26 protein-coding genes are annotated in these 22,803 nt (G+C 59.8%); 9 read left to right on the top strand and 17 right to left on the bottom strand.

The features are described 5' to 3' along the window. Positions 1-389 precede the first annotated feature (389 nt). On the bottom strand, positions 390-1,298 hold the full coding sequence (locus AB5Y73_RS16065; protein WP_107682817.1) for a LysR family transcriptional regulator: 909 nt from the start codon (positions 1,296-1,298) through the stop codon (positions 390-392). A gap of 102 nt (positions 1,299-1,400) precedes the next feature. Here AB5Y73_RS16065 and AB5Y73_RS16070 point away from each other — a divergent pair, with 102 nt between their 5' ends. Next, positions 1,401-2,657, top strand: coding sequence for an MFS transporter (locus AB5Y73_RS16070; RefSeq protein WP_235686267.1), 1,257 nt, complete (start codon positions 1,401-1,403; stop codon positions 2,655-2,657). A gap of 182 nt (positions 2,658-2,839) precedes the next feature. On the opposite strand, the gene AB5Y73_RS16075 is transcribed toward AB5Y73_RS16070, so the two are convergent. From AB5Y73_RS16075 to AB5Y73_RS16105, 7 genes are all read right to left on the bottom strand, one after another. Then, the gene (locus AB5Y73_RS16075) at positions 2,840-4,327 is read right to left on the bottom strand and encodes an oligopeptide:H+ symporter (RefSeq protein ID WP_279499396.1); all 1,488 of its coding nucleotides are present in this window, start codon (positions 4,325-4,327) and stop codon (positions 2,840-2,842) included. Between the two features lie 670 nt (positions 4,328-4,997). Beyond that, positions 4,998-5,900, bottom strand: coding sequence for a hypothetical protein (locus tag AB5Y73_RS16080; RefSeq protein ID WP_181497063.1), 903 nt, complete (start codon positions 5,898-5,900; stop codon positions 4,998-5,000). 11 nt (positions 5,901-5,911) lie between these two features. After that, positions 5,912-6,679, bottom strand: a complete 768-nt coding sequence (locus AB5Y73_RS16085) for a hypothetical protein (RefSeq protein WP_043164615.1) — start codon at positions 6,677-6,679, stop codon at positions 5,912-5,914. Between the two features lie 12 nt (positions 6,680-6,691). Continuing rightward, positions 6,692-7,234 carry a hypothetical protein gene (locus AB5Y73_RS16090; RefSeq protein ID WP_042032639.1) on the bottom strand — a complete coding sequence of 181 codons (543 nt, stop codon included), beginning with the start codon at positions 7,232-7,234 and terminating at the stop codon, positions 6,692-6,694. A gap of 23 nt (positions 7,235-7,257) precedes the next feature. Beyond that, positions 7,258-7,542, bottom strand: coding sequence for a DnaJ domain-containing protein (locus AB5Y73_RS16095; protein ID WP_115521264.1), 285 nt, complete (start codon positions 7,540-7,542; stop codon positions 7,258-7,260). 293 nt (positions 7,543-7,835) lie between these two features. Beyond that, positions 7,836-8,588 carry an SDR family NAD(P)-dependent oxidoreductase gene (locus AB5Y73_RS16100; protein ID WP_181497064.1) on the bottom strand — a complete coding sequence of 251 codons (753 nt, stop codon included), beginning with the start codon at positions 8,586-8,588 and terminating at the stop codon, positions 7,836-7,838. Then, the gene (locus AB5Y73_RS16105) at positions 8,585-9,463 is read right to left on the bottom strand and encodes an NAD(P)-dependent oxidoreductase (RefSeq protein ID WP_181497065.1); all 879 of its coding nucleotides are present in this window, start codon (positions 9,461-9,463) and stop codon (positions 8,585-8,587) included. Before AB5Y73_RS16105 ends, AB5Y73_RS16100 begins: the two co-directional genes overlap by 4 nt. Positions 9,464-9,593: 130 nt before the next feature. Here AB5Y73_RS16105 and AB5Y73_RS16110 point away from each other — a divergent pair, with 130 nt between their 5' ends. Beyond that, positions 9,594-10,418 (top strand): LysR family transcriptional regulator, encoded by an 825-nt coding sequence (locus tag AB5Y73_RS16110; protein WP_181497066.1) that lies wholly within the window; start codon positions 9,594-9,596, stop codon positions 10,416-10,418. 76 nt (positions 10,419-10,494) lie between these two features. Here the strand turns inward: AB5Y73_RS16110 and AB5Y73_RS16115 are convergent, their stop codons facing one another. Genes AB5Y73_RS16115 through AB5Y73_RS16130 form a run of 4 tightly spaced genes read right to left on the bottom strand, consistent with a single transcriptional unit; the run spans position 10,495 to position 14,240 of the window. Beyond that, positions 10,495-11,010 (bottom strand): protein disulfide oxidoreductase, encoded by a 516-nt coding sequence (locus AB5Y73_RS16115; RefSeq protein ID WP_058057951.1) that lies wholly within the window; start codon positions 11,008-11,010, stop codon positions 10,495-10,497. Between the two features lie 3 nt (positions 11,011-11,013). Beyond that, positions 11,014-11,757 (bottom strand): DsbA family protein, encoded by a 744-nt coding sequence (locus AB5Y73_RS16120; protein WP_107682808.1) that lies wholly within the window; start codon positions 11,755-11,757, stop codon positions 11,014-11,016. A gap of 9 nt (positions 11,758-11,766) precedes the next feature. Continuing rightward, the gene (locus AB5Y73_RS16125) at positions 11,767-13,809 is read right to left on the bottom strand and encodes a protein-disulfide reductase DsbD (RefSeq protein WP_107682807.1); all 2,043 of its coding nucleotides are present in this window, start codon (positions 13,807-13,809) and stop codon (positions 11,767-11,769) included. A gap of 53 nt (positions 13,810-13,862) precedes the next feature. Then, positions 13,863-14,240, bottom strand: coding sequence for a hypothetical protein (locus AB5Y73_RS16130; RefSeq protein ID WP_107682862.1), 378 nt, complete (start codon positions 14,238-14,240; stop codon positions 13,863-13,865). A 185-nt stretch (positions 14,241-14,425) separates the two neighbouring features. Here AB5Y73_RS16130 and AB5Y73_RS16135 point away from each other — a divergent pair, with 185 nt between their 5' ends. From AB5Y73_RS16135 to pspG, 4 genes are all read left to right on the top strand, one after another. Then, the gene (locus AB5Y73_RS16135) at positions 14,426-15,154 is read left to right on the top strand and encodes a 1-acylglycerol-3-phosphate O-acyltransferase (RefSeq protein ID WP_019446682.1); all 729 of its coding nucleotides are present in this window, start codon (positions 14,426-14,428) and stop codon (positions 15,152-15,154) included. A 210-nt stretch (positions 15,155-15,364) separates the two neighbouring features. Continuing rightward, positions 15,365-16,027, top strand: coding sequence for a phage shock protein PspA (gene pspA / locus AB5Y73_RS16140; RefSeq protein WP_058057954.1), 663 nt, complete (start codon positions 15,365-15,367; stop codon positions 16,025-16,027). Between the two features lie 2 nt (positions 16,028-16,029). Beyond that, positions 16,030-16,236 (top strand): PspC domain-containing protein, encoded by a 207-nt coding sequence (locus AB5Y73_RS16145; protein ID WP_005335873.1) that lies wholly within the window; start codon positions 16,030-16,032, stop codon positions 16,234-16,236. Positions 16,237-16,284: 48 nt separating this feature from the next. Then, on the top strand, positions 16,285-16,503 hold the full coding sequence (gene pspG / locus AB5Y73_RS16150) for an envelope stress response protein PspG (RefSeq protein ID WP_005335871.1): 219 nt from the start codon (positions 16,285-16,287) through the stop codon (positions 16,501-16,503). Positions 16,504-16,593: 90 nt separating this feature from the next. On the opposite strand, the gene AB5Y73_RS16155 is transcribed toward pspG, so the two are convergent. Beyond that, entirely contained in the window at positions 16,594-16,938 is a 345-nt protein-coding gene (locus tag AB5Y73_RS16155; protein WP_107682806.1) for a GIY-YIG nuclease family protein, read from the bottom strand. Between the two features lie 44 nt (positions 16,939-16,982). On the opposite strand from AB5Y73_RS16155, the gene AB5Y73_RS16160 reads away from it, so the two are divergent. After that, positions 16,983-17,717, top strand: a complete 735-nt coding sequence (locus tag AB5Y73_RS16160) for an ABC transporter substrate-binding protein (RefSeq protein WP_181497067.1) — start codon at positions 16,983-16,985, stop codon at positions 17,715-17,717. On the opposite strand, the gene rarD is transcribed toward AB5Y73_RS16160, so the two are convergent. After that, the gene (rarD, locus tag AB5Y73_RS16165) at positions 17,699-18,589 is read right to left on the bottom strand and encodes an EamA family transporter RarD (RefSeq protein ID WP_107682804.1); all 891 of its coding nucleotides are present in this window, start codon (positions 18,587-18,589) and stop codon (positions 17,699-17,701) included. The genes AB5Y73_RS16160 and rarD overlap by 19 nt on opposite strands. Before the next feature lie 99 nt (positions 18,590-18,688). Between rarD and AB5Y73_RS16170 the strand changes: the two genes are divergently transcribed. Then, the gene (locus AB5Y73_RS16170) at positions 18,689-19,276 is read left to right on the top strand and encodes a uracil-DNA glycosylase family protein (protein ID WP_107682803.1); all 588 of its coding nucleotides are present in this window, start codon (positions 18,689-18,691) and stop codon (positions 19,274-19,276) included. 4 nt (positions 19,277-19,280) lie between these two features. On the opposite strand, the gene AB5Y73_RS16175 is transcribed toward AB5Y73_RS16170, so the two are convergent. Further along, entirely contained in the window at positions 19,281-20,138 is an 858-nt protein-coding gene (locus AB5Y73_RS16175; protein ID WP_107682802.1) for a DMT family transporter, read from the bottom strand. Between the two features lie 91 nt (positions 20,139-20,229). Between AB5Y73_RS16175 and AB5Y73_RS16180 the strand changes: the two genes are divergently transcribed. Further along, entirely contained in the window at positions 20,230-21,120 is an 891-nt protein-coding gene (locus AB5Y73_RS16180) for a LysR substrate-binding domain-containing protein (RefSeq protein WP_107682801.1), read from the top strand. A gap of 12 nt (positions 21,121-21,132) precedes the next feature. Here the strand turns inward: AB5Y73_RS16180 and znuB are convergent, their stop codons facing one another. Beyond that, complete coding sequence (gene znuB, locus AB5Y73_RS16185) at positions 21,133-21,912, bottom strand: zinc ABC transporter permease subunit ZnuB (RefSeq protein ID WP_033115078.1); 780 nt, start codon at positions 21,910-21,912, stop codon at positions 21,133-21,135. 21 nt (positions 21,913-21,933) lie between these two features. After that, complete coding sequence (gene znuC / locus AB5Y73_RS16190) at positions 21,934-22,710, bottom strand: zinc ABC transporter ATP-binding protein ZnuC (protein ID WP_005354861.1); 777 nt, start codon at positions 22,708-22,710, stop codon at positions 21,934-21,936. Between the last annotated feature and the right edge of the window lie 93 nt (positions 22,711-22,803).

The raw sequence follows: 22,803 nt of genomic DNA on the forward strand, positions 1-22,803 counted from the left end.
GGGGGCTCATTTGATACACTTTTGTTCTCAAATGAAAGGTTTGGGATCCGCTGTGATATTAGTCGTGTTCCAAAAAATAATACATATGAGATGACTGAATGAAAAATATTTTACGAATGGTGGGCGTTATTACCTCGGGTCTCCTTGCTGGTATGACTGCTAATTACTTTGGTGTTAGTGAATTAAATAAAGTATTGCTTTGTTCATTATCTGTTATGTTCACTGTTAATTTTTTAAATCGTTGGCTTGAACACTAATTTATTTGTATGTAGGCCATAGTTTTGATTAGTGAAGCGCAATCAAACTTTTGCGAATGATAAAATCTGGTAAGCTCACCTTTTTGATATCTTGAAAGTCAGTCTGACCTGTTGAGGCTTTGCTGGTTTTAGCTACTGATAGCTCATAATATTTTGTCGTATAAACTCAAGAAATACACGTGTTTTAGCCGGTAGATATTGGCGGTTCGCATAAACAGCAAACAACTGCAATGGGGCGGCGGGTAGATCAAGTTCAATTTCAACCAAGCTGCCATCATCAATAAACTCTTGACAAGACACTTTGGCAAGAATGGCAAAACCTACACCGGCTATTGCTGCTTTTAACGCCAGTTCGCCACTATTGACCCGGTAGTGTTCATTCACCTGAATGGTGGAAAATTCACTGTTCGTGCGAGTAAATTGCCAAGGCATCCCTTTCAGAGCGCTCACCGTTGTTATGCAGGGGAGAGTTTTGAGTTGTGATGTGTGGTTGGGAAGTCCCCACTTCTGGATCAATGACGGGGAGCCAACAACAGTACAGGGAATGGTGGCCAAATGGCTGGCTATGTAATCGCAGTCATCCATCTTGCCTCTGTGAATGATGATTGCCATGTCCAAATCCTCTCTTAATGATTCAAGTCCGGATAGATTGGTAATGCAGCTGATCGTTATTTCAGGATGCTGGCAGGCAAAGTCGGCAATGGCTGTACCGAGCAGTTTTGGCCCAGCCTCATTGGGGATGCAGATGCGTAATGGCCCTTTCAGCTGAATCTGCTGTGATGTCAATTCAGCCTCGGTTTGCTCCAGTGATTCCAGCAGTGGTTTTACTCGGGTATAGAGCAGTTGCCCTGATTGTGTGAGCTTCATATGGCGGGTTGAGCGTTCAATCAGTTGAAGGTTCAAGGCTTCTTCCAATTGAGAAATACTGCGGCTCACATTTGAGGTGGGGATTTGAAGGGTTTTAGATGCCCCGACAAAACTGCTGTTTTCAACCACTGCAATGAAAATTTTCAGCGCATTCAATTCCATGCCGGTACGCATTGATTATCCCTAATCTGATAACAATCCATGCCATTTTAACGAATAAAATTAAAATGTGATAGTGGGTATACTTTTTATCTCCAAAGATTGAGAGTAAACACCATGATGCTATATAAAAATAATGTGGGTAAAAAAACTCACAACAATAGTTCGGTTATGGATTTTAACGTTGTTTGGTTGGCCGCATTGATTCAATTGGTCAGTGCGCTTGATTTTATGATGATTATGCCGCTTGGGCCTGATTTATCTCGCGCACTAAATATAAGTCCAACCTATATAGGATATTTAGGTGGTGGGTATGCACTGGCCGCAGCACTATCATCGTTGTTATGTGCCAGATATCTCGACCGATTTGATAGAAAGCATGTCGCACTGATCACATTGTTGGGGATCTCGCTATCCACTTGGGCCTGTGCATTGGCATGGAATATGGAAAGTCTATTCTTTACCCGCTTGCTGGCCGGTATGTTTGCTGGCCCTGCAACATCCATTGCTCTGGCGATCGTTGTGGATGCCACGCCTGTAGAGCAACGTGGCCGAGCGATGGCCATCGTGATGGGGGCATTTTCGTTGTCAGCGATTGCCGGTGTGCCGTTGGGATTGGAGCTGGCAATGTTAAAAGGATGGAGTGCACCTTTCTATGTTTTAGGTGGCTTTGGATTGTGTGTCTGCGTGGTGGTGTATGCAAGGCTGCCTGGAATGACGGCCCACTTGGGATTGAACCAGAAGGCTTTTTCATCCATTGAAATGTTGAAGCGACCTGTGGTGTTGAATGCGTTTATGGCAATTGGGTTGGCAATTTTCAGCACCTTCCTTATTGTTCCCAACATAGCTGCTTATTTTCAATTTAACCTTGATGTCCCTCGCGGCGATATGAGTCATTACTATGTCATGGGCGGCATTTTTAGCCTGTTTTCAATGCAGCTTGGTGGATTGTTTATTGACCGTTTTGGCGCAATGAAAGTGACGATTTTGATGGGGGCATTGACGATAGCCGTTGTTTGGGATGGTTTTTTGCATGAGCCTTGGTTGCCGACCATAGTGATTTTCACGTTATTCATGGTGGTTACATCGACCCGAACGATCACCGTTGCTGCTGTTAATAGTCAAGTAGCAGCGCCTTGGGAAAGGGCGGGATTCATGTCATTACAAAATGTTTTTCAACATATATTCAGTGGCTCGGCTGCCATCGTCTCTTCGATGATTTTAACAAATGTCGATGGTCACCTTGGCAACATAACCCTATTGGCTTGGCTAACCATAGTGTTGACGATTATTCAGCCACTTTTTCTATATCGATTGCTCAAGCTGCTGCGTTTGGGAACCCCAAATCGGATGTTTGAGAAACGAGACCGGTAGGGAAATAGGCTTGATTGACGAAGCCTAAACGGGGGCTCGCCAGCCAGATGAGGGTCATCCATCCCACCAAACAAGAAGGGCCCCGCCATCCATGATGGCGGGGCCCTTTGCATGATCAGCCGCGTTGCTGATTTAACCGTTCGCACTGGCAGGGGCCACTGAAATGGCTGGCCCGAGCACGATTAGAGAGGAATGGCTGTCGCCGCCGGTGGCGGGGTGATTTTGGCGGCGATCAGCTGGCGCAGGCGGGGCACCAGCAGTAGCAACACCACGCCGCCTGCCAGCGAGCCCCAGCCGAGCATATTGAACACCGAGCTGTAGCCCGGGTTGGTTGCGGCCGGGGTGCTGCCGATATTTTGTGGCATGGCGCCGGAGACATAGCCCGCCAGCACAGAGGCGACGCCGGTCACCATCATCCAGCAGCCCATCATCAAGCCTTGCAGGCTGGCGGGGGCCAGCTTGCCAATCATGGCGTAACCGATGGGGGAGATCAGCAGCTCGCCAAAACTCTGCAGTACATAGCTGATGGCGATCCACTTGAAGGCGACCAGTCCATCGGCACCCGCCAGATGGATACCGATCGGCAGCACCAGCATGCCGAGCCCCATGCAGAACAGGGAGGCGGCAAACTGGGAGGGGATGTCGATATTCCACCCCTGTTCGCGCAGTCGCTTGAACAGCAGCGCCATCAAGGGGCCACCGATGACGATGACGATAGTGTTGATGTTCTGGATCCACTGGGGGGCGACCCGCAGCCCGAACACGTTGAGGTTGATGTTGTGCTCGGAGAAGAGCATCAGCCCCATGGGGGCCAGCTGGTAGAGCGACCAGAAGATCAGGGAGCCGAGGGCGAGGATCAGATAGGCCACCATGCGGCTGCGCTCGGCGGCGTCCGGATGGCGGGCTGTCATCACGCAGAGCAGCACCAGCACCACGGCCCCCAGGATCAGCACGAAGCTGCCGCTAAAGCTGGCGTGGGTCAGCAGCAGACGTAGCGCCGGTACCAGCATGGCCAGAATGGCGAGGCCACCGAGCATTCGCAGATAGAAACCACGCCCCTTGATATGGCGCAGCGGGGTGCTGATATCCGCCAGAATCGGCCAGCAGGCGAAGGTGGCGATGATGGCGATGATGTTGCCCAGCGTCGCAAACAGGAACAGGGTGCGGTAATCCTCGGTGAGCTGGAAGTAGCCCGCCACCGTGAAGCCGATAAAGAAGCCCAGATTCATCCCGGCGTAGTTCCACAGGAAGGCGCTCTCGCGGCGGTGATCATCCGGGGCGAAGCGCTGGGTCAGCATCATGTTGAGGCAGGTGACGTTGAGGCCGCTGCCGGTGAGGAACATGGCGAGTCCCCAGTAGAGGCCGGTGATCCCCATCTCGGCGATGAAGTAGCAGCCGATCACCTGCAGCACCATCCCCATCACGAACAGGTTGCGGTTGCTGAGGTAGCGTCCGCCGAGATAACCGCCAAACAGGTGCAGGCCATAGTTGAAGGCCCCGAAGACCCCCATCATGGCGTTGGCCTGGGATTCACTGAAGCCGAGCCGCTTGGTGGCGTAGAGCACCAGCGTGGAGTAGAGCACGGCAAACCCCAGGGTCGAGAAGGTCTGGATAAAGAACAGCGCCCCGGAGCCGGGGGGAATGGTGGGATGTTGATTCGAAGCGCTCACGGTCTGTCTCCTGTGAGAGAAGAAAGTCATAACTCGTCCTGAGAGCGTACCGGTCTGCTGCCGGCTAGCCTTGTGCGCTTCCATGCTGGTCTGAAGGCCGGTCTGTCATTTAGCGGCCAAGCGGTGCAAATAGCCATACCTGAAATTTAATCTGGCGAGATTAATTGTCTTTTATTGATCTATTCCGGTTTTTTATGCGGTTTTGACTGCTGAAAAGCGGGCGCTGGCCGGGTAGGTATCAGAGTTGTTGGGGTTGAATGGAGCCTTTTTGGGCCTTGACTGATTTAATAGTGAGATCGCCATCCCGCTTTTGGCTGCCTTTTCGCCATCGCCGCCGACATGTTGAGTGGTAGCTTATTTATTCAGTTTCACCCTTTGAGTGAATAATTATCCGGGATTGGCGTATGGCCCTGCGCAGTGACAAGAGCCACAGAGGGCAATGAACAGAGTGAATTGCACCACTGATCTGTTCCCCAGATTGCCGGTGCAATGCGCTGCGCTTGGTGCGCCCCATGTGTTGCTCGGCAGCCCGAGGGAGTTTGCGTTTTTTCCCCTCTCACTTTGGGAGAGGGTCAGGGTGAGGGGAGCATCCCGGATATAACAACGCCCGGCGGGCCGGGCGTTGGGTTATCCCACATTGGGGGCAACAACAGAGGCGGCGAAGCGCGCCCTAGAAGTTGTGGTAGAGCGACCAGCCGAGCAGCGGGTGCTTGAGACCGGCGCGCATCTCGATGTTGTCGAGCTTCTCCGGCGAGGCGTTCTCTTTTTGCAGCAGCTGGTACTGGCGCACAAAGCCGAGGGTGTGCAGCAGGTTGGGCACAAAGCCTGGGCTCAGCTCCTGACGCAGGGCGGCGGCCATGTCGGCGGGTAGCGCATTCAGCATCAGGGCGAGCTGGGCGGCGAGGTAGTCGGTGTCATACCAGCTCTCGTCGAGCTCAATCTCCCGCGCCAGTTTGCGCTTGAGATCCTGCTTCACCTTGAGCGGGGCGGCGCCACTGCCCTTGCCACAGAGGATGCGGTAGAGCAGCGCTTCGGCCAGCTTGTCCTCCATGGTGGGGTGGTCGCTCTCGCAGGCGAAGAAGTGCTGGTCGATGAGCTCCATCAGGCGGCTCTTGTTGTGCTCGCTCAGCGCCTTCTCGTACTCCTGCCACCCTTGCCACTCCTCCACATCGGGCGGGCTCGAGATCTTGTCCAGCAGGCGGGCATCAACGTCACCGTAGAGGCTGTTGCCAGCCTGCTTGGGGCTGACGGTAATGAGCATCGACCAGCCCTTCTGGAACGGCTTGATGGGGCCTTCCGGCGCCTGCAACAGCGCCAGCGCCTTGGCCGGATCACGCGCCGAGAGCTCCTGCAGGCCGAGGCTCACCACGCCGATGACGTCGTGGGCCGCCTGCTCCAGCAGGTGCATCTTGTACTTGTTGTAGTACTTGTCGGCGAATTTGAGGCTCATCAGCACCGCCTTGCCCTTGATGGCGGCGAGCTGTTGCTGACTCAAGAGTTCGTTGTCGCGGCCAAAGCGCAGCACCTGGGTCAGAAAGGGGCCCTGGTTGGCATCGCGAATGACTAACTGCATGAATGGGCTCCTTAATCCAGAAAGCTGAACATGTCGTCGACGTCGCCGTACTCGTCTTCCTCGACCTTGTTCTTCTCTTTGGCCTGCATCACCAGCTCGGCGGCAAACTTGTTGATGATGCCGTCCCAGCTGGAGTGCTCGTTGCGCAGCAGCGCCTTGATGGCTTTCTCCACCTCGGGGGCCAGCTCGCGAATGAGCATCAAGAGGCTGCGCGGGTCGTCCAGCGCGTAGTCGTGGCTGTCTTCGGCCTGCTGGCGCTCGCTGTAGCGCAGGGACTCTTCGAGGTCTTCCTCTTCGGCGTGCAGCACGTCGCGATAGCCTTCGTCCTCTTCATAGCGATCGCCACGATAGAATTCGATAAAGGGGATGGCGAGGTAGAAGAGACCGGCCGGATCTTCGGCCACGCACTCGAGGATCTCGCGCTGCTTGGCTTCGCTATCCTGGGTGCGGATCAGGTAGTTGAGGAAGTCGAAGGTGTGCTGTTGCAGCTCGTCGGCGTTGTTCTTGATCGCCTCTTCCCAATAGAGCGGCTGCTGGCAGACGATGTCGCGGATCCGCTCCGGGGTCATCAGCTCGGAGATGATGGAGGGGAAGGAGATGTCGTGCTGGCCGTTAATCTGGGTCAGGGTAACGATATCAATGTTTTCAATCACTTCTGCCAGCTGGTCGTCAGACATGGTCTTGGCGATCAGCTCGAACTTCTCGCTGGCCTGCTTCGGCTCGATAACGGCCAGCTCTTTGATCTCGATGGCGGTAATTTCTATCAGACTGTTGCTCATGCCTTGCCCCAATTAGAAACGGACTTCGTCGTACATATCCTGATCGCCGTCGTCATCACCATAGCGGTCACTGCCGCCGTGGTAGTCGGCGTCGGCATCTTCCCCGTCTTCATCTTCTTCGTCGCGCAGCTCATAGTCGTCATCGCCGCGGTGGCTACCGCGCGGTAGCGGGTTGTCGAGCAGGAACAGCACGGCGCAGGCTTCCATCAGCTGATCTTCGCTCTGGGCCCGCACCGCCTTGACCAGCGGCAGGGCGGCGTTGTTGAAGCCGACGCTCACCTTGAACTCGTCCCAGCTCGGCTGCTCGCCGCTGGCGAGCCACTTGTTCCACTGCGACTTGGCCTTGGCCGGGAACTGCACCCGGCCATAGAGGGCCAGCGGCAGATACTCGGGCATAAACTCCAGCATGCTCATATCGGCCAGCAGCAGGCTCTTCATCTGGTCGGTGAACTGTTCCAGCCCCTTGGGGTCGTCCTGATCCCGGTAGGATTCGATGTTTTCGCTGGCATCGCTTTGCAGCGACTTGAGCCGCGCCTGGTCCCATCTCTTTTGCATAGTTGCTCTTTCTGCCTGCTGTTTCAGGGGTAGAACTGATCCCACATCTCCTGCATGGCGGAGGTGGGGTCGGTCACGATGACGTTGTTGAAATCCTTGATAAAGGCGGCCCGCTGTTTCGGATCGGACAGCACTTCATAGGCCTGCTTTACCTGGTGCAGCTTGATGGCTGCCTGCTCTTTCTCTTCTTCACTGGCCCCGTGCAGCTTGTCGGGGTGGTACTGGTTCGACAGCCGACGATAGGCTTTCTTGATGTCGTTTTCGCTGGCGTTGGACTTGACGCCCAGCACCCGAAAGTAGTTGTTCATGGCAGATCCTGCATCACTGGCATCATAGGATTCACGCTGCGAGTGCCTGATGGTGGGGATTGGCAAACCAGGCACGGCAAAAACCCGTCATTTTAACGGAAACAGCCCGCCAACGCGATGAGTTGGGCGATCAATTAACGGGCGAAATGAAGAGGGGTCAGTTGAGTGCCTATTGTTGCCAGTCGGTCTGGCCAGTGCAAGGGGCGGGCACGGGAAGGCGATGAAAAAATGGTCAGGGGCGAGTGTGGGGTGAGATGGCTGCGGCAGCGCAAATCGGGCTGCCGCCGCAGGGGTTACTCCTCCCAGAAGGAGGCGGAGGTGTGGTAGATCATCTTCTTGCTCATCCCGCCATCGACCACCAGATTGGCGCCGTTGATAAAGTCGTTGCGGGGATCCGCCAGAAAGAGGCAGGCGCGGGTGATGTCGTCGGGGCGCCCGACCCGGCCGCTCGGGTGCTGGCGGTGATCCGCCTCGGTCAGGGTGTGGTAATCCTCCGCCTGGATCCAGCCCGGACTGATGGCATTGACCGTGACGGGGTAGTCGGCCAGCGAGTTGGCGAGGGACTGGGTGAGAGCGACCAGCGCCCCCTTGGAGGCGCCGTAGGCATCCCAACCCGGTTCGTTCTGCTGCCAGCGGGTGGAGGCGATATTGATGATGCGACCATAGGGCAACCCGCGGTTGGCCTGCACAAAGGCGCGGGCGCAGAGCATGGCGCCGCGCACATTGACCGTCATCACCTGATCGAACTGGGCTGCGCTCAGAGCCTCGAAGCGGGTGTGGAACTTGCTGATGGCGCCGTTGTTGATCAGCAAGTGGATGCCACCATGCTGCGCACGCACCTCGGCAAAGAGGCGTTCGATGGCCTGCTCATCGCGCAGATCGAGGGGGTGAAAGTGGATCTCGGGATGGTCAAAAGCGTGAGGGGCCAGATCGGTGGCGATCACCCGATAACCCGCCTCGGCCAGTCCGATACAGAGCTGGCGGCCAATCCCGCCAGCGGCGCCGGTGACCAGTGCAATTGGGGTGTGGTTGGTCAGCTCGTTCATTGTGCCGCTCCATTGCGCGCCCGCAGCACCTTGATGAGGGCCGACACCTCCTGCTGACCAAACCCTTGCGCCACCCCTTCCTCAAACAGATCGGCGGCAAAGCGCGGGAAGCGGCTGTCGATCCCGGCATCGGTGGCGTGACCGGCGAGGCGGCTGATGGCGGCGCTCCAGGTTTTCAGGCTGGCGTAGGGGTGATCGAAATCGCCGCTCGCCAGCGTCTTGCCAAGGTGGGCCACATCGCCCCCCAAAATCGGCGACAGCTCGCTGAACTGGGCGCACACCTTGGCCACCGGCAACCCTTCCGCCTCGCAGATCAGCGCGCCGTGCAGGGCACCGAGCAGGCCACCGGCAAAGTAGGCTGCGACGGCACAATCTTGCGCCGCGGCGGCGCCCACCGCCTCTGCCACATGGTCGAGGGTGGGGGCGAGCAGGCGCAGCACCGGCTCGGCCTCGCTAAAGGCAGCGATGGCCCCCGAGCAGATGATGCTGGCATCGCTGGTGCCGATCTGATCCGGGAAGCAGAGGATGGCGCCATCGAGATAACGGGCGCCGCGGGCATGGCTCCAGCTCTCCAGCGCTCTGGCCCCCTGCGGGCTGCCGGTAGAGAGCTGCACCAGCAGCTTGCCCGCCACCGCATCGCTCGCCTCATCCAGCAACTGCTGGCTGACGGCGTAGTTATCGACGCAGACAAGGGTCATATCGCTTGCGGCAATAGCCGCGCCAACCGAGGGGGCGAGAGTCGCGCCCAGCGCTTGCAGCGGGGCGGCCTTGGCGGCGCTGCGATTCCAGACGGTGACCGGATGGCCCGCCTTGAGCAAGGTGGTGGCGAGGGCGGAGCCCATGGCCCCGAGGCCGATGACAGAGAGATGGCGCATGATGGCTCCTGACGGTGTTGATAGACGCTGATATAGAGAATTGGGATGCCTTGTGGCAGGTAAGCCACTATATTTGCCCCGTGTCGCCGTGAAAAATGGCTTTTATGACTGTCTGGTATAGGTGAATTCTATGGATGTGCGAACCCTGCGTGCGTTTGTGGCTGTCTTCGAGGAGCGCAACATCACGGTGGCGGCCACCCGCCTCTTCATTACCCAGCCGACCCTCTCCACCACCATCAAAACGCTGGAGGATGAGCTGGGGGTGACCCTGTTTGTGCGGCAGGCGCGCGGGGTTGAGGGGACCGAAGCGGCGCACCGGCTCTATCCCCGCGCCAAGCGGCTGATCGCCGATACCGACTCCCTCGCCCGCGAGTTTCGTGAAACCTCCCCCTGCCTCGAGCTGACGGTGGGGATTGAGGCGGATCTGGGTGATGGCGTGGTGGGGACGCTGGTGCAAGGGGCGCTCGCCCACGAGGAGATCCTGCTGACTCTGGAGGAGGGCTGCTGTGGCGATGTGCGGCTGGGGTGTGAATCCCTGCGCTGTGGTGACGAGCTCTTTATCCCCCTGCTGGAGGAGGAGTTTGTACTGGTGCTGCCGCCGGATCACCCGCTGGCGGGCAAGGGGGCGCTCACCCCGACAGCGTTGGCGGATGAACCCTGGGTCACCTGCCCGCGCCACGACTCCCACCTGCGGCTGATCGCTATTCTCGGCAATCAGGCGCCGATCTATCCACGGCGGGCTGGGTCGCTGCGACTGGCGGCGACTATGGTGGCCGCCGGGGCGGGGATCGGCTGGTTGCCCCGTTCGCTTTGCCCGCCCGGTTGTACAGTCACCGAGCTGGCGGCCTCTTCCTTCAAGCGGCGGGTGGGGCTCTGCTACGCCCCCGATGCGCTGCGCTCGGCAGCGGTGACCGCCCTGTTGGAGCAGGTGCGCGGGATGCAGCTCCCCGTCTGATGTCGGGATAAATATGTCGGCATAAAAAAGGGCCATCCGGTGGGATGGCCCTGTTGCAGGCAACGAAGGTGCGTGGCTAGAGCGATGCCCACCAGAGCCGCAACTGCAAGCCCCACTTCGAGCTCCAGCCGGTGGTGCTGCTCACAAGCGTCCCATCCCTGATGACGAGGAAAGTCGGGGTGACCCCTACCTGCCACTTGGCGGCCAGCGCTCCCGACTCGTCGTTGTGGGTCGGGAAGGTGAGCCCCTTCTTGCTCATCCCCTTGGCTAACTGCTCCGAATTGCCGGAGCGCAGCGCCACCGTCAGCACGTTTTCCCCCTCTTGCCAGAGCTGCTGTACCGCCGGGGTGGTGAAACGGCACACCCCGCACCAGCTGGCCCAGTAGTAGACCAGCAGTGGCTTGCCTTGGCTTAAGGTAGCGAGATCCGTGCTGCTGCCATCCTGCAGGGTGACGGGGGCGCTCATCGCCCCCTCTGGCAGGGTTGGGCTGCGCCACAGATCGAGCAGGGTCGAGATGATCAGCGCCATCAGCAGCAGCCAGAGCGCCTCCTTGCCCCAGCGGCGCCAGCGGGGTTGAGGATTGGTGGTCATCCTTTACCCCTGCTTGGCCAGTTCGGCCTGCACTAGTTGCTCCAGCTCCTCATAGGGGATGGCGCCCGGTACCAGCTGGTTGCCGATAAGCGTCGCCGGTGTGCCCTGTACCCCCAGAATGGTGCCGATGCGCAGGCTGTTGCGCAGCTCCTCGGTCGCCTTGGCGGCCGGTTTGAGCGCGGTGTTGCCGGTGGAGGCCAGCGCCTTGTTGATGTCCGCCTCGGTCAGCATCCCCTGCTTGCTCATCAGCTTGTCGTGCAGGGTGAGGAAGCGGGTGGGATCTTGCTGCCACAGGGTCAGGCTGTATTGGGCCGCCTTGGCGGAGGTCTGCCCCTTGAACGGCAGCAGCTTGATCACCAGCCCCAGATCGTCCGGATAGGCCTTGAGCAGCTTGGTCAGCTGGGGATCGAACTGCTTGCAGTAGGGGCAGTTGTAGTCGGTGAACAGCACCAGCGTCAGCTTGGGGTTTTTGGCTCCCAGACGCGGGCTGGTGGCGCTGTTGAACAGCACATCCTTGTTGCCCTTGATGAAGTTGCCAAGCTGCGCCTCCTGGGCTGCCGCGTTCTGTTTCTCCCAGGATTCGGCGGCCTCGTCGAGGATCTTGGGGTTGGCGATCAGGGTCTCGCGGATCAGCTCCTTGATGCGCGCCTCCTGCTCCGGGGTGAAAGGGGCGGCGTGCAGGGCCGGGGCCAGCAGGGTTGCAGAAAGGGAGGCCAGCAGGGTCAGGGCGCTCAGAGTCGGTTTCATGATTACTCCTTAAAATCGGGTGGTGCCAGCCTGAAGCAGGCCAGCCTTGTGCAATGTGGTCAGCAGATCGTCCTTGTCGAGCAGGGGTGACAGCGTGACCCCCTGCGGCCACTCCGGGCCGTAAATCTGGTTGAAGGGGACGGCTGCCGCACCCCGCTTACGCAGGAAGGCGGCGATGGTGTCGCTTGGTTTGCTCCAATCGCCGCGCAGGGCCACCACATCGGGGGCCGAGAGGGCCTGTTGTACCTCATCGCGCAGCAACACGTTGTATTTGTTGGCCTTGCAGGTAACGCACCAGTCGGCGGTGACATCGATAAAGACCCGTTTGTTCTGGGCCAGCGCATCTGTGATGGCGCGTTCGGAGAGCGGCTGCCAGACCACCTTGTCAACGCTGGCCGAGCCCTGCGCGCTAAAGGCGCCGCTCAGCAGCAGGGGGCTGCCAATCAGGGCGGTAAGGGCGATCGCCAGCGTGAAGCCGCGCATGCCGTAACGCCAGATGATGCCAGCCAGCAGTGCCAGCAGCATGGCAACCATCAGCCAGCCGGTGGCATAGCTGCCGAGATGGTTGTCGAGCAGGCTGGTGAGCCAGAGGCTGGAGCCCAGCATCATCAGGCCGAGCAGGATGCGCAGATGGTTCATCCAGCGCCCTGGTTTCGGCAGCCAGAGGGCGAGCCGTGGCAGGGCTGCCACCAGCAGCCAGGGCAGGCTCATGCCAATTCCCAATGCCGTGAAGATCAGCCAGAGCTGGCCAAGTGGCGCCGCCAGCGCAAAGGCCACCGCGGTGCCGAGGAAGGGGGCCGAGCAGGGGGTCGCCAGCAGAGTGGCGAAGCTCCCCTGCAGGAAGTGACCGCCGAGGCCGTTGCCGCCGCTGGTGGCGAGGCGGGTGCTGAGGGCGCTGGGCAGGCGGATCTCGAACAGCCCCAACAGGTTGGCGCAAAACAGCAGGGTGACTAGCACCATCAAGCCGATAAAACCGGCGCTCTGGAACTGGATGCCCCAGCCGACGGCCCCTTGCGTGGCGCGCAGCAGGCTGCTCATGGCGGCCAGCACCCAGAAGGAGGCGATGATCCCGGCGCTGGCGGCGAGGAACTGCTTGCGTACCGTTCCCTGTTCACGCTTCTGATGTTGCAACACAGTTCCCAGCTTGAGCGCCAGCACCGGCAGCACGCAGGGCATCAGGTTGAGGATCAGGCCGCCGAGCAGCGCTGCTCCCAGCAACCAGAACAGCGAATGGCTCTGGTTGGGCAGTGCGAGTGGCGCGCCGATCGTCCCCTTGCTCTGCCACGCCTGTTCGTCGCTGGTGAGCAGCAGGCCGAGGGATTGGCCGCGCAGATCCGGCGCATCCCCCTGCCAGCCATCGCTCACCGGCACCCGGGCGATCAGGGTGTTGCCCTCGACCTCAAGCGCCGGTTTGCCAAACTCGGCACCCTCCAGAGCGTCGATGAAGAGCGCTGGTGATTGCCAGCCCTCTGCCCGCTCGGCGCGCAGTTGCAGTTGGTTGTGCTGATAACCGAGCTCGATCCGGGTCTCGGCGGGCAGCGGTTGGGGCAGGTTGCTGATGGCCTTGGCCCAGCCGAAGTCGAAACCGGCCGGAGCCTGACCATCCACCGCGAGGGTGAAGGGGAAGTCGGTCAGGATGCAGACATTGCTACAGGTGGAGAGGCGCAGAGTCCCTTTGAGCGGTTGGCCGGCGGGGTAGTTGAGGCTCAGAGGGAAGGTCACCTCCCCCTGATAACCCTGTGTGCTGAGCCCGGCTACCTCGAAGTGGCGTGGCACCGGCCAGCGCCACTGAAAGTCTCCGACCGGCTCGTCCCACAGGATCTGGGGGGCAATGCCCCCTTCTCCCGGGCTGTGCCAGTAGGTTTTCCAGCCCGACTCCAGCTCGACATCGAGCAGGATGCGGGTCTGAACTGCCGTGCTGCGGTCGGCCTGCAGCCGTACCCGGGCGTGATCATTCTGTGGGCTGGTGAGCCAGCCCGTGTCGCTGGCCAATCCCATGGATTGCCACAGCAGACCGCCCAGTAGCAGGGCCGCCTTGAAGAGATTCGACATCTTTTTGGTCTCGCAAAAATTGAGTGACAGCTAACGAAAGAACGCTGCCGAACTCATTCCCGCCAGACGCACAGGGTGAGGTGCAGACGCCGCTCGGGCGGCGAGATGACTCTGGGAGGGGGCAGTGGCGGTGTGTAGCGCCAAAGGGGGGCCAGCAGGGCGATCAGCACGGCCACGGCAAAGAAGAGCTGTTCGACGTAGAGCAGGGTAGCGGCGCTTAGCCACTTGCCGTTGAGCTGGCAGCTGCTGGGCTGCGGGCTGACCGGTTTGGCATCCTCTTGATCCGTTGCCGAGCCTGGAACGGGCAGTGCCTGACAGCTGAGGGCATGATCGAGCAGGGCAAGCCGGGCCAGCGGCTGGGCCGCACAATTGAGCACCAGCAGGCAGACCAGCAGCAGGAGATGTTTCGCTACCCGTTGTTGCAACATCATGTTCGCCCCGTCCATCAAGATGGGGCCATCCTAACGACCAATGGCGGGTGGGGCAAGTCGGCGGCGTATTGATGAGCAGCAATGTGGGTGGCGCGACGGGGAGGGTGGTCGGTTCTGTTTGGCGAACGCTTGTTCGCTAAAAGGGGGATCAGTATACTGCGCCGAGTTAAAACTCGAGGTGTTCGATGCTCAAAATTGCCCGTGTGCTGCTGCTTGGTCTGCTGCTCATTTTCTGGTTCCTGTTCGGCCTGCTGCTCTGTCTGGTTCGTCCGCGCCATCCCAACAACGTCTATGTCTTCGCCCGCATGTATCACGCGGTTTGCCCGCTGATCGGGCTGCGAGTCAAGGTGACGGTGGCCGACGAGGTCAAATCGGTTGGCCCGGCAGTCTACGTCTGCAACCACCAGAGCAACTTCGACATCTTCACCGTGACCGGTGCGGTGCAGCCTGGCGTGGTGGCCGTGGGCAAAAAGAGCCTGCTCTGGTTGCCGTTGTTCGGCCTTATCTTCTGGCTCTCCGGCAACGTGCTGATCGACCGCTCCAACCGCTCCCGTGCCATCGGCACCATAGGTCAGGTGGTGGATCGTATCAAGAACCGTGGCACCTCCATCTGGATGTTCCCGGAAGGGACCCGCTCCCAGGGACGTGGCCTGCTGCCGTTCAAGGCGGGTGCTTTCCACACTGCGGTACAGGCTGAAGTCCCCGTGGTACCCATCGTCTGCTCCAGCTACTTTGGTCAGGTCGACCTCAATCGCTGGGACAACGGCGAAGTGCTGGTGGAAGTGATGGCCCCGGTCTGCAGCAAGGAGCACGGTGCCAGCGGCATTCGCGATCTCTCCGACACCTGCCGCGCCCGGATGGAGGCCAAGCTGGCCGAACTGGACAGCAAGCTGGGCCACAGCCACGCCGCCTGACGGATATCGCAGACGAATCGACAAGGGAGCCACAGGCTCCCTTTTTTATTGGTAAAAATCACCACCTGGTTGGCTATTCTCACCAACAAGCCCTTCTTGAATTTCCTCATTAAATTCCCATCTATATGTAAAACAACAATAATTTTTCTTGGCACGGCTCTTGTAATGCTATGGGAAGAGATAGCCATCCCATCAACAAGGAGCCAGACCATGAGCGTATTCAGCCGCCTGACTGACGTGATAAATGCCAACCTGCACAGCCTGCTCGACAAGAGTGAAGAGCCGGAGAAGATGCTGCGCCTGATGATCGAAGAGATGGAGCAGGTGCAGGTCGAGATGCGTACCCAGGCCGCCCGCGTGATTGCCGAACAGAAGCAGCTGGAGCGTCACCAGCAGGGGTTGCAGGCGCAGATCCTGGAGTGGTCGGCCAAGGCCGAGCTCGCCATCCAGAAGGGACGTGAGGATCTGGCCCGCGCAGCCCTCACCGAGAAGCTGGCGGAGGTCAAAAAATGTGAACAGCTGGAGCAGGACAAGGCCCGGGTGGCCGAGGTGCTGGCCCAGCTCACCGCCGACAGCGAGCGACTGGCGGCCAAGCTGACCGAGGCGCGCGAGAAGCAGAAACTGCTGACCTTGCGCGAGCAGACCGCCCACAGCCGCATTCGTGCCCGCGCTCAGGTGGACAACCAGCGTATGCATGAGCTGATGGCGCGCTTTGACGGTTTTCAGGGCCGGGTCGATCAGCTGGAAGCCCAGCTGGAGGCGGCCACCCTGGGGCAGAATCCCTCGCTGGAGGCCCAGTTCCGCGAGCTGGAGCTCAATGACGAGATCGAGCGCGAGCTGGCTCGCCTCAAAGGCCAGAAGGCGGAGGTGTAATCATGAGCCCCTGGCCCAAGGATCTGGTGCATCGCAAGCTGACCGGGGTCTGCGCTGGTATTGCCAGGCGGTTGGGGGTCTCCAGAGTCACGGTGCGGGTGGTGGCACTGCTCGCCCTGATCCTGATGCCGCCGCTGGCACTGGCCGCCTATCTGCTGGCGGTGCTGGTGATGCCGCCCCGTTATGAATTGAAGCGCTGGCTGGATTGACCGAAGGGTTGCCAAGCCGGCAGACAAGTTACTGATAAGGAGCAAGTTATGCTGGAATTTTTCATCTTGCTGGTGGTGCTGCTGGTCATGGCACTGACCGGTTTTACCCTGGTAGCCATGTTGCTGGTGAGCGGCCTGTTCGTGCTGCTTGGGGCGCTGGGCGGCATGCTTGCTCTGATCATCAAGCTGGCCCCCTGGTTGTTGCTGGTGCTGGCGGTTTGCTGGCTGATCAGCAACCGCAGCAAGCGTTCCAATACCTACCTCTAACCCGCCTGAGGTTGTGCAAGACGTTGTGTGATGCTCCCTGATTTCCCCTTTCCGGCCACTCATCGAGTGGCCTTTTTTTGCCTGTCGTCCTCAAGGCTGGGTGGCTGCGGGTAACCACTGGGGGCTCCAGCTCTGCCAGAGTGCCGGGCTGTGGATCAGCTGCTCCTTGAAGGATTTCGGCTGCTGCTTGAGGCGATATTCGATGCGCAGGGCTGCCCCCTTCTCGCCGACTTCCTGTTGCCACGCCAGCGTCAGTGGCCCCTTGCCGCGCAGGGCGCGAGAGCCCTTGCCACTCTGGTGCTGGCGCAGGCGGCGCAGCGGATCCGTGCTGATCCCGGTATAGAGCAGGCCGGTGGCTGTACGCACCATATAGACAGACCAGCGGGAAGGGGCAGATGGTTGCAGCGCTGGAGTGGTGGTCGCGGGTTCTCTCATTCAAATTCTCTGTGCCAAACTCAGAGGCAGCTCAAGGAGGTGCGATGAGAGTCTGGTTTTGGTTGTGGTTACTGTTGTCGGTCCCGGCTCTGGGGGAGACGATCCGTCTCTACGATTACCATCAGCATCCCCCCTTCAACACCGGAGTGGATGCAGGGCTGAGCCGCGAGCTGGTCAAGTATCTCAATGAAAAGCTGGGGGGTGAACCCAGAATCGAGCTTTGGCTGGTCAATCGCGCCCGGCTGGCGCTGGAGATGGCAGATCCCGACTTTGACGGTCTGGTGGTCTGGGTCAATCCGGCCTGGGTGGGGGATCCCCATCGCGAGCGCTATCTCTGGACCTTTCCGGTGATGCGCGACACCAACGAGCTGGTCTCGAACATCGACAACCCGGTCACCTATCGCGGGCCTGACTCCCTCAAGGGGTTGGTGTTTGGCGGGGTGGAGGGCTACCGCTATCAGGGGATCGATGATGCGGCTGGCCGCGGGGAGCTGGTGCGTCAGGATGCCAAGAAGGTGAAGACCAATCTTGAGCTGCTGGTGCGCGGTCGCATCGATGTGACGCTGGTAAGTGGTTCATCGCTGGGCTTTTTCATCGACGCACAGCACTATCAGGGCAAGCTGTTTATCTCGCCCTTCCCCCAATCCAGCTATACCCGCCATATCCTGCTGCCCAAATCCCGTCCCGAGCTGCATGCCACCTTCAACGACATCGCCGAGCAGATGGACAGGGATCCCCGTTGGCACAAGGTGCTGGAGTCCTATCGCGGTACGCCCTGAGGGCGGCGCTTGAGCCGGTGTAGTGGCAACAGGCTCACCAGCAGACCTGCCCAGACAAAGGCGAAACCGACTGCCTTGATGGGGTCCGGCGCCTCACCAAACCAGTAGATGGCGAGCAGGAAGGCGAGGCTGGGCTCGATATATTGCAGCAGCCCCACCGTGCTCATCCGGGTTCTCGCCACTGCGTAGCAGAACAGCCCCACCGGCAGCAGGGTGGCGGGCGCACTGCCCATCAGCAGCAGCTTGTCGGCCAAATCCCCGTTCACGAATGCCCCTTCCCCGTGCCACGCCAGCGTGCCGATGATGATCAGCGCGACGGGCAGTTGCACCATGGCTTCCAGATAGAGGCTGGAGCCGGTGTCGTAGTGGATCTTCTTCTTGATAAGGCCGTAGCAGGCGAAGTTGGCCCCCATGATGAGGGAGAACCAGGGGAGCTGGCCGTAGCAGAAGAGCATGTAGGCGAGACCCGCCAGCGCCAGGGCGACCGCCAGATGCTTTTGCGGGGTGAGCCGCTCTTTTAGGAAGATGACGGCGAATACGATATTGAACAGCGGGGTCATAAAGAAGGCAAGGCTGGTGGTCAGCACCTGCCCGGTAGTGAGGCACCAGGTGAACATGCACCAGCTGATGGACATCACGGGGCCCGCCAGCAGAATGAGGCCGAGCTGGCGTGGCTCGCTGCGCAGTTGTGCCCAAGGCACCTTGTGGCCAAGCAGCAAAAACAGGGCCCCCAGTAGCACCACAGACCAGAGCACCCGGTGGGAGATCAGCTCCCACATGTTGACCCCGGGCATGAATTGATAATAGAGCGGCAGCATCCCCCACAGGATGAAGGAGAGGGTCGCGGTGCCGGTACCTAGCCAGTTTTTCATTATTATCCGTTTATTAAATTAAACATCCATGGCGATAGTAGGGGGCGCGCCCTGTTTCCACAAGAGGGAAAACAGGGAAATGCTGGTACTATCAACGTCATGCAGCGAATCGATAAGTTGTTTGAGCAAATCAGGGCCTGCCGTCTGTGCGAGGCTCATCTGCCGCTGGGGCCTCGTCCGGTGATCCGCGGGGCCGAGAGTGCCCGCCTGCTGATCATCGGTCAGGCGCCCGGCACCCGGGTGCATGCCAGCGGTATCCCGTGGGATGACCCCTCCGGTGACAGGCTGCGCCAGTGGCTTGGTGTCGATAAGGCTACCTTTTACGACCAATCCCGCATCGCCATCATGCCGATGGGGCTCTGCTATCCCGGCAGGGGAAAATCCGGCGATCTGCCACCCAGACCCGAGTGCGCACCCACCTGGCACGACAAGGTGCTGATGCTGCTGCCCAATATCGAGCTGACCCTGCTGATCGGACAATATTCACAAGCCTACTATCTGCGGGGGGCAGCCAAGGGATCGCTCACCGATACGGTGCGCAGCTGGGCCGACTATGGCCCCGGCTGGCTGCCGTTGCCGCATCCCTCCCCGCGCAATACTCTCTGGCTCAGGAAGAATCCCTGGTTCGAGGATGAGATCGTCCCCCATCTGCAGCAAAGGGTCGCCCCTTTGCTGGAACAACCCTGAGCGCCTAAACCGCCGGCTCGGCCAGCGGTTTTGGCTTGCTGCGCGCCATGGCGATGAGCGGCAGGACGATGCAGATACAGCCCAGCAGCAGCGGCAGGCCGGGCTGCTCGTCAAACAACCATACCCCGATGGCCACCGCCATCAGCAGACCGGTGTACTCCGCCGAGGCGATCTTGCTCGCCTCCGCCTTGCGATAGGCCACCACGCACAATCCTGCATAGACCATGATCAGCGCCGAAGAACCGAAGGCGGGCCACCACATCTGCCACTGCCAGTCGCCCCCTTCCCACAATGCCAGCGCCAGAATAAAGGGCATGCTCAGCACGTTGGTGAAAAACAGGGTCTGGGCGATGGGCTGCTTGAGTGGGATCCGCTTGATCAGCAGATTGTTGAGCGCCATCGACAGCGCTACCCCGAGCGCCGCCAGTGCGGCCCAGTTCACTTCGGTCGGGCGCAGCACGATCAATACCCCGATAAACCCGATAACCGCAGTCAGCACCTTCTGGCGCGAGATCGCTTCCCCCGCCACCCACACTGCCAGCGGCACCATCATCAGGGGGGCGGCATAGAAGAGGGCATTGGCAGTGGCGAGCGGCAAGCGGGTGAGGGCCACCACCATCAGGCAGACGCCGACCGCCCAGATATGAGCCCGCAGCAGGTGCCACTTGATGGCCACCGGCGGGTTGCGGCGCCATGACCAGAGCAGCCAGGGCATCAGCAGAATGGCGGCCGAGAGCTGGCGGAAAAAGACAAACTGGAAGATGGGCTGATCCGGTTCCAGCACCTTGACCAGCGCATCGGAAAAGACCGCCACCATATTGCCCAGTACCAGATAAAGGATGCCGATCCCTACTGCATTCATACCACCTCCCACTTCAGATGAGCGGAGGGTAGCGTGCCGGTTGATATCCAGTAAAATGATAAAAAATGACCACTCATGAGATATTTAGATAATGAAGCTTCCTCCCCTGCGTGCGGTGCAATATTTCGAGGTGGTGGCCCGGCTGCTCAGCTTCTCCCGTGCCGCCCTTGAATTGAACGTCAGCCAGAGTGCGGTCAGCCACCAGATCCGCCTGCTGGAGGATTTTCTGGGTGAGCGCTTGCTGCTGCGTCAGGGGCGGCTGCTCTCGCTGACAACCCAGGGGGAGAGCTACTTCGAGGGAATTGCCGCCGGGCTCAGCCAGATTGCCCAGAGCAGCGAACAGTTGCGCGGGGGCGGCGAGATGCGAGTCCGGCTCGCGGTCTACAGCTCGTTTGCGGTGAAGTGGCTAATCCCGCGGTTGGCCGGATTGCGCCAGCTCTACCCCGAGCTGGATTTGAGTCTGGAGATGGTGGCGGAAGACCCCGAACTCTCCGATCGGGTGGCCGACTGCTTTATCACAGTCTCACCCCACGGGCGTGGCTATTGTCACGATCTTATCTATCAGGAGCGGCTCTTTCCGGTCTGCAGTCGCCGCCTGTTGCAGCAGATCAGCGGGGAGTGGCCTGAGGCCATCTGGCAGTTGCCGCTGCTCTCGGTGCAGTCCATTTACAAGGCGCGGGGGGAGGATTGGCAGCGCTGGGCCAAGGCGGGTGGGCTGGTTATTCCGGACGAGGCGCGGATGCACCATTTCAGCCATGTGCTGCTGGCGATGGAGGCGGCGGCCTGGGATCAGGGGGTGGCGTTCGTGAATGACTACATGCTGCGGCCCGATGATCCCCAGCTGGTGGCCTTGCCGGTACACCAGCTGGAGACGGGGGATGCCTTCTACTTTACCTGCAAGCGCTCGCGGGCCCATGAGCCCGCCATCAGCCGGTTGCGCCAGTGGCTGATGATGGAGACACGCCAGAGCATGCCGTTGTAATTGCTAAGGTTATCAGGCTTTTTTGAACTGGCTCAGTACAAACAGGCTGGTGGCGCAGACGACGACAGATGGGCCTGCCGGGGTGTCCTGATACCAGGAGAGGGTCAGCCCCCCCAGGACGGCGAGACAGCCGATCAGTGCGGCAAAGCCAGCCATCTGCTCCGGCGTCTGGCTAAAGCGGCGGGCGGTGGCGGCGGGAATGATCAGCAGGGAGGTGATGATCAGCGCCCCGACAAACTTCATCGCCACGGCGATCACCAGCCCAATCAGCAGCATAAGCACGCAGCGCAGCACATCGACCCGGATCCCTTCTACTCGTGCCAGCTCTTCCGAGATGGTCATGGAGAGCAGGGGATCCCACAGTCGCCACAGGGTGAGCAGTACCAGCGCGCCACCGCCGTAGATCCAGAGCAGATCCATCGGTTGTACCGAGAGCAGGTCGCCGAACAGGTAGGCCATCAGATCCACCCGCACGTTATCCATAAAACTCAAGGTAACCAGACCGAGGGACAGGGCGCTGTGGGCCAGAATGCCGAGCAGGGTATCGGTCGCGACCTGCTGGTTGCGACTCATGATCACCAATAGCATCGCCATGGCGAGGCAGCAGACCACTACAGCCAAGGTGAGATCGACCTGCAGCAGGATGCCCAGCGCGATGCCGAACAGACAGGCATGGGAGAGGGTGTCGCCAAAATAGGCCATCTTGCGCCATACCACGAAGCTGCCGAGGGGGCCGGCCAGCAGGGCGATGCCGAGACCGGCCGCGAGGGCGTATAACAGAAAGCTGTCCACTTGAATGTCCTGTTGCTTGCGCTATTTGCTGTGAGCGTTGTTGCGAGAGGGCAGGCGGATGACGGGAGCCTGCGGTTCATGATGATGGTGTTCGCCGTCGCAGTGGTGATGGTGGGTATAGACCGCCAGCACCTCCTGCTCCGGTCGCCCGAACAGGCGGGCAAATTCGGGATGGCGCGCCACGCTTTCCGGCTCGCCATGACAGCAGACGTGGCGATTGAGACAGATCACCTCGTGGGTGCTGGCCATCACCAGATGCAAGTCGTGGGAGACCATCAGCACGGCGCAATTGAACTCGGCGGCGAGCTGGCCGATCAGGGCGTAGAGCTCGATCTGGCCGGTGATATCGACCCCTTGTACCGGCTCATCCAGCACCAGCAGCTCGGGCTTGACCAGCAGGGCGCGAGCCAGCAGCACCCGCTGCATCTCGCCGCCGGAGAGCTTCTGCATCCGGTTTTCCAGCAATCCCTCTGCGCCCACCCGGGCCAGAGCTTCCTCGATGGAGAGGCGGCTATTTTTGCCCAGTTGCAGGAAGCGACGCACCGTCAGCGGCAAGGTAGGATCCAGATAGAGGCGCTGCGGTACATAGCCGACTCTCAGATCGCGGCTGCGGGTGATCTTGCCCGAATCCGGCGTGAGCAGGCCCAGCACCAGCTTGCTCAGGGTGCTCTTGCCCGCCCCGTTGGGGCCGACGAGCGTGGTGATTTTGCCTTTATTGAGGGTAAAGGAGACCTTGTCGAGCACAGAGCGTCCATCAAACGAGAGAGAGACCTCTTTCAGCTCTACCAGTTGGCTCATGACAACTCCGGGGTTTACAGCCAGTGAGAGTTATAATATAACAAAAAGCGGCTGTTATATTATCACATACTCACCCCCTGACGAGATTCACCA

The sequence above is a fragment of the Aeromonas sp. s7(2024) genome (genome assembly GCF_040907825.1).
GTDB lineage: Bacteria > Pseudomonadota > Gammaproteobacteria > Enterobacterales > Aeromonadaceae > Aeromonas > Aeromonas veronii.

What these genes read in the sequence shown, in the direction of transcription:
- AB5Y73_RS16085 (WP_043164615.1), bottom strand. Translation starts at nt 6,679, where the DNA reads ATGAGCAACAGTCTGATAGAAATTACCGCCATCGAGATCAAAGAGCTG.
- AB5Y73_RS16135 (WP_019446682.1), top strand. Translation starts at nt 14,426, where the DNA reads ATGCTCAAAATTGCCCGTGTGCTGCTGCTTGGTCTGCTGCTCATTTTC.
- AB5Y73_RS16080 (WP_181497063.1), bottom strand. Translation starts at nt 5,900, where the DNA reads ATGCAGTTAGTCATTCGCGATGCCAACCAGGGCCCCTTTCTGACCCAG.
- AB5Y73_RS16170 (WP_107682803.1), top strand. Translation starts at nt 18,689, where the DNA reads ATGCAGCGAATCGATAAGTTGTTTGAGCAAATCAGGGCCTGCCGTCTG.
- AB5Y73_RS16160 (WP_181497067.1), top strand. Translation starts at nt 16,983, where the DNA reads ATGAGAGTCTGGTTTTGGTTGTGGTTACTGTTGTCGGTCCCGGCTCTG.
- AB5Y73_RS16130 (WP_107682862.1), bottom strand. Translation starts at nt 14,240, where the DNA reads ATGATGTTGCAACAACGGGTAGCGAAACATCTCCTGCTGCTGGTCTGC.
- AB5Y73_RS16125 (WP_107682807.1), bottom strand. Translation starts at nt 13,809, where the DNA reads ATGTCGAATCTCTTCAAGGCGGCCCTGCTACTGGGCGGTCTGCTGTGG.
- AB5Y73_RS16090 (WP_042032639.1), bottom strand. Translation starts at nt 7,234, where the DNA reads ATGCAAAAGAGATGGGACCAGGCGCGGCTCAAGTCGCTGCAAAGCGAT.
- pspG (WP_005335871.1), top strand. Translation starts at nt 16,285, where the DNA reads ATGCTGGAATTTTTCATCTTGCTGGTGGTGCTGCTGGTCATGGCACTG.
- AB5Y73_RS16115 (WP_058057951.1), bottom strand. Translation starts at nt 11,010, where the DNA reads ATGACCACCAATCCTCAACCCCGCTGGCGCCGCTGGGGCAAGGAGGCG.
- AB5Y73_RS16155 (WP_107682806.1), bottom strand. Translation starts at nt 16,938, where the DNA reads ATGAGAGAACCCGCGACCACCACTCCAGCGCTGCAACCATCTGCCCCT.
- rarD (WP_107682804.1), bottom strand. Translation starts at nt 18,589, where the DNA reads ATGAAAAACTGGCTAGGTACCGGCACCGCGACCCTCTCCTTCATCCTG.
- AB5Y73_RS16110 (WP_181497066.1), top strand. Translation starts at nt 9,594, where the DNA reads ATGGATGTGCGAACCCTGCGTGCGTTTGTGGCTGTCTTCGAGGAGCGC.
- AB5Y73_RS16095 (WP_115521264.1), bottom strand. Translation starts at nt 7,542, where the DNA reads ATGAACAACTACTTTCGGGTGCTGGGCGTCAAGTCCAACGCCAGCGAA.
- AB5Y73_RS16120 (WP_107682808.1), bottom strand. Translation starts at nt 11,757, where the DNA reads ATGAAACCGACTCTGAGCGCCCTGACCCTGCTGGCCTCCCTTTCTGCA.
- pspA (WP_058057954.1), top strand. Translation starts at nt 15,365, where the DNA reads ATGAGCGTATTCAGCCGCCTGACTGACGTGATAAATGCCAACCTGCAC.
- AB5Y73_RS16145 (WP_005335873.1), top strand. Translation starts at nt 16,030, where the DNA reads ATGAGCCCCTGGCCCAAGGATCTGGTGCATCGCAAGCTGACCGGGGTC.
- znuC (WP_005354861.1), bottom strand. Translation starts at nt 22,710, where the DNA reads ATGAGCCAACTGGTAGAGCTGAAAGAGGTCTCTCTCTCGTTTGATGGA.
- AB5Y73_RS16065 (WP_107682817.1), bottom strand. Translation starts at nt 1,298, where the DNA reads ATGCGTACCGGCATGGAATTGAATGCGCTGAAAATTTTCATTGCAGTG.
- AB5Y73_RS16100 (WP_181497064.1), bottom strand. Translation starts at nt 8,588, where the DNA reads ATGAACGAGCTGACCAACCACACCCCAATTGCACTGGTCACCGGCGCC.
- AB5Y73_RS16070 (WP_235686267.1), top strand. Translation starts at nt 1,401, where the DNA reads ATGATGCTATATAAAAATAATGTGGGTAAAAAAACTCACAACAATAGT.
- AB5Y73_RS16180 (WP_107682801.1), top strand. Translation starts at nt 20,230, where the DNA reads ATGAAGCTTCCTCCCCTGCGTGCGGTGCAATATTTCGAGGTGGTGGCC.
- AB5Y73_RS16175 (WP_107682802.1), bottom strand. Translation starts at nt 20,138, where the DNA reads ATGAATGCAGTAGGGATCGGCATCCTTTATCTGGTACTGGGCAATATG.
- AB5Y73_RS16105 (WP_181497065.1), bottom strand. Translation starts at nt 9,463, where the DNA reads ATGCGCCATCTCTCTGTCATCGGCCTCGGGGCCATGGGCTCCGCCCTC.